This window comes from Sulfurovum sp. bin170 (assembly GCF_010892395.1).
In the GTDB taxonomy this organism is placed as follows: domain Bacteria; phylum Campylobacterota; class Campylobacteria; order Campylobacterales; family Sulfurovaceae; genus UBA1140.
The window spans coordinates 1-6,111 of sequence record NZ_JAACKB010000058.1; the positions used below are offsets into that span (position 1 = coordinate 1).

At 34.8% G+C, this 6,111-nt stretch carries 7 protein-coding genes; 1 reads left to right on the forward strand and 6 read right to left on the reverse strand.

All coding sequences use genetic code 11. From position 1 onward, the window contains the following. Positions 1-86: 86 nt before the first annotated feature. The 5 genes from GSY74_RS01320 to gltX form a co-directional block, all read right to left on the reverse strand. Positions 87-425 (reverse strand): type II toxin-antitoxin system PemK/MazF family toxin, encoded by a 339-nt coding sequence (locus GSY74_RS01320; RefSeq protein ID WP_164663298.1) that lies wholly within the window; start codon positions 423-425, stop codon positions 87-89. Further along, positions 410-652, reverse strand: coding sequence for a ribbon-helix-helix domain-containing protein (locus GSY74_RS01325; RefSeq protein WP_164663299.1), 243 nt, complete (start codon positions 650-652; stop codon positions 410-412). Before GSY74_RS01325 ends, GSY74_RS01320 begins: the two co-directional genes overlap by 16 nt. Positions 653-711: 59 nt before the next feature. Beyond that, positions 712-2,304: a transglycosylase SLT domain-containing protein gene (locus GSY74_RS01330; RefSeq protein WP_164663300.1), complete on the reverse strand. Its 1,593-nt coding sequence runs from the start codon at positions 2,302-2,304 to the stop codon at positions 712-714. A gap of 176 nt (positions 2,305-2,480) precedes the next feature. Beyond that, entirely contained in the window at positions 2,481-2,756 is a 276-nt protein-coding gene (locus GSY74_RS01335; protein WP_164663301.1) for a YggT family protein, read from the reverse strand. Continuing rightward, the gene (gene gltX / locus GSY74_RS01340) at positions 2,753-4,063 is read right to left on the reverse strand and encodes a glutamate--tRNA ligase (RefSeq protein WP_164663302.1); all 1,311 of its coding nucleotides are present in this window, start codon (positions 4,061-4,063) and stop codon (positions 2,753-2,755) included. Before gltX ends, GSY74_RS01335 begins: the two co-directional genes overlap by 4 nt. A 261-nt stretch (positions 4,064-4,324) precedes the next feature. On the opposite strand from gltX, the gene GSY74_RS01345 reads away from it, so the two are divergent. Further along, positions 4,325-5,290: an immunoglobulin-like domain-containing protein gene (locus GSY74_RS01345; protein ID WP_164663303.1), complete on the forward strand. Its 966-nt coding sequence runs from the start codon at positions 4,325-4,327 to the stop codon at positions 5,288-5,290. A gap of 18 nt (positions 5,291-5,308) precedes the next feature. On the opposite strand, the gene GSY74_RS01350 is transcribed toward GSY74_RS01345, so the two are convergent. After that, a complete protein-coding gene (locus GSY74_RS01350; RefSeq protein ID WP_164663304.1) occupies positions 5,309-5,851 on the reverse strand; it encodes an adenine phosphoribosyltransferase in 543 nt (180 codons plus the stop codon). Between the last annotated feature and the right edge of the window lie 260 nt (positions 5,852-6,111).

A 6,111-nucleotide genomic window follows, 5' to 3' on the forward strand; every position in this document is an offset into this window, starting at 1 on the left:
ATAGTTACCATTTTCTAAATCTAATATATTTTTATTGAAAAGCATTAAATCTCCTTCTCCGTTTTTCGTCTATTATATCATAAAATCTATAGCCCTAAAATCTCATTCAATCCCTCAATGACTTTAACAATCTCTGTATTTGAAGCTTCTCCAATTCTTTTACCAATGCGTTTAGTTGAGAGTGTTCGTATTTGAGAGATTTTTACCCAAGACTCTTTAGGCAACTCTTTTGAATCCAATTTTAGAGTCAATGGAAACCCAGCTTTCTGCTTTTTATTGGTTATGGCAACAGCGATAACTGTACCTGAATATCTGTTAAATGCGTTGTCACTAAGAATCAAAATAGGTCTTAGACCTTGTTGTTCACGCCCAACTGTGGGATTGAGTTCTGCCCATCTTATCTCTCCTCTTAGTAGGTTTCCCATTCTATAAAATCCTCCTCTATTCCCAAATCAGCAAAGTCTCTCTCCTCTTCCATTATCAACTTCTGACACTCTAGTTCAAGTCTGGTTTTTTGAATACGAGACAACATATCTTTTACTGCATTATTGATAGCTTGGCTTCTATTTTGAAACAGACTATTTTTAACCAAATCATCTAAAGTTTCAAGTAACATTTGGTCTATAGTTATTGCTATTTTTGCTCTTGTCATGATAAGCTCCTTATGGTTTATTGGTATGATTATACATCATACTTTTAAATATGTCAAGCTTACCGAAACTTATCCGTCTCCAAAGGTTTGTCCAATATATCCAAAAAGGGAGTAAGTCTCGTCTTAACTCCAAGTATATTTAGATAGACAATATAGTTAGTTAGAACTTTTTTGCCATACTCTTTAGACTCCTCATAATCTATAAGCTCCATACTTAGATATGGTTCATACTCTCCTGTTTTAAAGAGGTGACTGCTCTTTATGCTTCTTTTTGTAAATCCTATACCACCATTATAGCCATAGGCGATAAATAGTGGATGGTAGAGATAGGTAGTTAGATAGTCCAAGTGTTGATTGGCATAGCTTATGGCTGTGTATGGATTGAACATCTCATTTAGGTCAAGTTTCTCTCCACGCTCTTTTGCTAAATGTTTAATGAGAAATGGCATGATTTGCATCATTCCAAGTGCATATGAAGTGGAGATAGAAGCAGGAACAAAACGGCTCTCTTGTTTTCCTAGAGCGTAGAGTAGGGCAACTCTATATCTATCTGTACCTATCATTGCATCACGATATGGCATTGGGTAGTAGGGTTTTTTATAGCCTGATGCTTTCTCTTTTAGGTATGAGTAGATTCCCTCTGTGGCATAGGAGTTGTATCTCTCTGCCAACCTGTCTATATTTTCAGGCTCTTTTGTCATAGCTATCTTTATCTTTTCCCAATCTATAGGGCTGTATGGGTCTATATTTTCTACCAAGTGGAAACCTAGATTTGGAGTTATGACCTTTGGATATGGTCTTTTTAAAATATCTCTAGCACTAAGCGTATAGATATTAATCTGTTTACTTCCAATCAGATTATTTAGATAGCTTTTTCTTTTGGTAAGAAGATAGAGCCAAAAATCACACTGGTCGTGTTTTGATTGTGACTCTGTTTTGGTTCTAGCTACGGTTAGATATTTACTTGCAATCTCTATCTCTGAAAATTCGATTGCATTGATGGCTAGTAAAAATGTACTTTTAAAGGATAGATTCTCTGTTATTGGTGTAAGCGTTAGAGATTTTTTTATATTTTGCAAAGAGTGTGTTGTAACTATCTTAAATATAGTCTGATTAAACTGCTTCTCTTTTGCCAACTCTTGGAGTTGCTCTTTTGATAATGGATGGTTGAACCACTTTTTTCTATATTTTGTCTCACAACCATTAAAGATATAAGATTGGGTTTTTGCTGTAACAGTTTTTAGAGCTTCAAATGGATTTGGGTCTGCCATAACCTTTAAGACATCAGAGTATTTTCCCTCTTTTTTAATTTTTCTATATAATCGTTTTAGACTTTTTCTACTTTTTTTGGCAGCTTTTGCAGGGTAAATAATATAGTTATTGGGGTCTTTCTGAGTTTTTGTTTTATGCTCTTCTTTTGGAAGATAACCAACTTTTTTACGAATAGCTTTTTTTAGTTTATGGCTTTTTCTCTTTGTCCATTCATATGCTTTTAGAGCCTCTTCTTTTGAAGTTTTTTTCTCTTGTAAAAAACGCCAAGTATAATAGTCTTTAGCTATACTTTGTGGCATTACCTCTATCTCTTTGAAAGTAAAAGAGTCTGCTTGTACTATTGTAAAAAATAGAAAAAATATAATGGTTAAACGATGCATTATACTCTCCTGATATTATAGATTATAGGCATCCCCCTGCCTATGAAAGGGTCTTTGTTCAATAAATAATTCGGGTGTAAACACGCCGATTCCGAAAATGCAGATTGCATATACGGAACCGATGGCTTTAGCCTCGTAATGTTCGGGACTAAAGTCTCCGATTCCAAATGTATACTTTACATCATAATAGAACGCATCATAAACATATCGATAAACTGTAGTCCAAGGATAATAACAATTGGTGATAGGTCAATCCCTGAAAATACTACAAACGGTATCTTTTGGCGAACAAAAGCAAAAGCTGGTTGAGTCAGACGATTAAGAATCTCAATAATAGGATTTCGTGGGTCAAGCTGTACAAATGATAGAACAGCAGAGATAATAACAACCCAAATGTATAGGGTGATAACCGAATGTAAAAGATGAACAATAGCAAAAATTAATGCACTCATGATGCAACCTCCAAGATATAAGATTTGATTAGTGGATAGATTTCACTCAGTTCAGGACCATTTTCGGCTCCTGTCAAGAGAATTCGTAGTGGTTTAAATAGATTTTTACCTTTGAGTCCACTCTCTTTGGTAATATGTTTTTTTAGTTGATTAAATGTCTGAAATGCAGGAGCTTCAGAGATGAGACTCTCTATCGTCCTCATCTGTTCACCCCACTCACCATCGAAGTTTTTAGGTTTGAAGATAGGGCGAATTTTTGCCTCTAACTCATTGGTTGTACTGCACTCTTCAAGATAGAGTTTAGCCAATTTTCCTATATCTGCATCGGCAAATCCAAAGAGACCTGATAGCTGTTTATCATCCATCAGCTTTAGATGTTCACGATTGATAAATTGCAGTTTAGTAATATCAAATTTGGTAGCACTCTTAGATATAGTCTCCAAATTAAACCACTCTATAGCTTCAGGTAGGGTAAATATCTCTTTTGGAGTTTTTGAGTTACCTAAAAGAATTAGATAGTTTAGGATGGCATCAGGAACAAACCCCTCTTCAAATAGCCACTTTACCGAACTAGCTTCATCTCTCTTACTCATCTTTTTAGCATCACTGTTTAATATAATAGGTAGATGAGCATATTTTGTATCTGAATCATAACCCAAAGCAGATTTGATATGCATCTGTTTAGGTGTATTAGTTAGGTGGTCTTCTCCACGAATGATAAAACTTATATTACTTAGCATATCATCACACGCACAAGCGAAGTTATATGTCGGAGTGTTATCTGTTCGCATAATTACAAAACTATCAACCTCATTTGGAGCAGTTTTGATACTCCTCTTGATGACATCATTATTGATGATATCTTGTTCAGGCTTTTTAAGACGAATAACAAACGGTTCGCCACTCTCTTTGAGCTTTTTGTAGTCATCGTTGGTCAAAATTTCACATCTGTTGTTATAGCGATAGGCTATCCCATCTTTTTTGGCAATCTCTCTAGCCTCTTCCAAGTCTTGTTCTGTACATTTACAGATAAAAGCTCTCTCTTCTTGGAGTAGTCGTATAGCTAATTTTTGATGAATACCGAGGTGTTCACTCTGATGATAGACAGAGTTATGAGTGATAGCAAACTTCTCTAGTAGCATCATAATCTCTGTATCTTTTCCCTCTATATTCCTCTTGGTATCACTGTCCTCTATACGAATAAGAAACTGTTCATTTTTCTGCTTGGCAACAATATAGTTTAAGATGGCAACCCGCAGGTTACCTATATCCATATCACCAGTTGGTGACGGGGCAAATCGAAGCATCTATTCTCCTGTAGTTTATTGGTTGTAATTATATTCTATTTTTCTTTAGAGTTATTAAACTTATTATAAAACTCATCTGGAATCGGAGGCTTTAGCTCAATGCCAATGAATTAGCGAGGCTAAAGCCATCGTTTCCTTATATGCAATTTGCATTTTCGGAATCGGTGTGTTTACACCCGAATTTGCAAGAACTCTATTGATTATTCATTTGTTACACAATTATATGGTATTATTTCAAAAAAAATTATAAAGGAAGATTTAATGAAACAAATTCTTACAGCCTCTATCATATCCAGTATGATAATATTTAGTGGATGTGGTAGCACTGAAGGAGATGATAATTTAGGGGTTTTAGATGATGATAAACCAAGAATTACTCTAACGGCAAACCCAGATACAGGAAGTACCGATATTGAACTGAGATTAGGAGATACCCAAATACCTGAATATGGATATATTGCAGAGGATGTTGTCGATGGTGATTTGTCAGTGGATGTCCAGAGAACTAACGATATAGATCTTACAAAAGTAGGAACATATACTATTACATATTTTGTAGAGGATACTGATGGATATACAGATACCAAAACTAGAACGGTTACTATTGTAGCGAGTAACGACGATTATAGTAATGGTGATTATAGTAACGATGAGTATAGTGATGATTTATCTACATATAATCCAAATGCAGAAGGAAATATTGACTTAGGAGAACAGATTGGTTCTAGTCAGGGTGCAGATTATGGAGCAGGCATTGATGGTTTTACAAGTTGGTACTATGATGTATGTAATCAAAATTTTAATGCATCACTCTATAATGCAGGTACAGGTAGTTACAATGGTACAATAACTTGTTCCAATAATTTAAATAGTATAGATTTAACTCCAGTGAGTATATTTACAACTATTAATGGTCTTGATTTAAGTAATAATAACCTAACTTATATTGATTTTAGTGTGCTTGGACTTAATGAATCTACTAATAATACAAAAATATTAAAAAGTTTAGATCTTAGAACCAACAGTCTTAATACTCAAAACTTTGACCTTTTTAGACCACTGCATTATCTGAAAGATATTGATAAATTGTATATTGCAAATAATAATTTTAACTATACTTGTGATGATTTATATAAACTTAGAACAGATAAAGAGCTTTTTAACAATGGAAGTCTCGATATAGATAGAGAGAGAGAACAAAATTGTCCAAGTCTACAAAATAAATAGGGTATTCCCTATTTATATCTAAAACTCCAAGACAGAGTAAACATCACTCTCTATTCCCTCTTTCCCATTCAAAAAGGTAAGTTCCGCAATAAAACAGCACTCGACACAGTGAGCATCTACCTTATTAATCAGACTTGCCGCGGCTTTTGCTGTTCCACCTGTTGCGATGAGGTCATCTATAAGCAGTACCCTAGCACCCTTTTTATTCTCAAATGCATCTATATGTACCTCAACTTCATCATATCCATACTCTAGTGAGTACTTCTCTGCTACAGTTGTATACGGCAGTTTCCCTTTTTTGCGAACAGGTACAAATCCAACTCCTAATCTATCGGCAAGAATTGAGCCAAAAATAAATCCTCTTGCATCTATCCCTGCTATATAGTCTAGCTCATAGGTCTCATATCGCTTCTCTAAGTGATTCATAAGTAACTTAAAAGCCTCTGGGGTATTGAGTAGTGTTGTTATATCTTTAAAGATTATCCCAGGTTTTGGAAAATCTGGAATATCTCTAATACTATCTAATATGATTTTTTTATCTTCTGCTGTTAGTGTTGACATGTCTCTTACCTTTTTTCCGAATTATATCATAAGAAGAGTTTTTTTTTGAAGTTTGGCATGGTTTATTATACTAGACATCTTGCAAAATTAGGAACCGATGGCTTCAGCCTCGCTAATTCATTGGCATTGGGCTAAAGCCATCGGTTCCTTATATGCAATCCGCATTTTCGGAATCGGCGTGTTTACACCCGAACTATTTGGTTCAAAAAAAGCTTAATTCATTGGCATTGGGCTTTAGCCTCGTCATATTCGGGACTGAA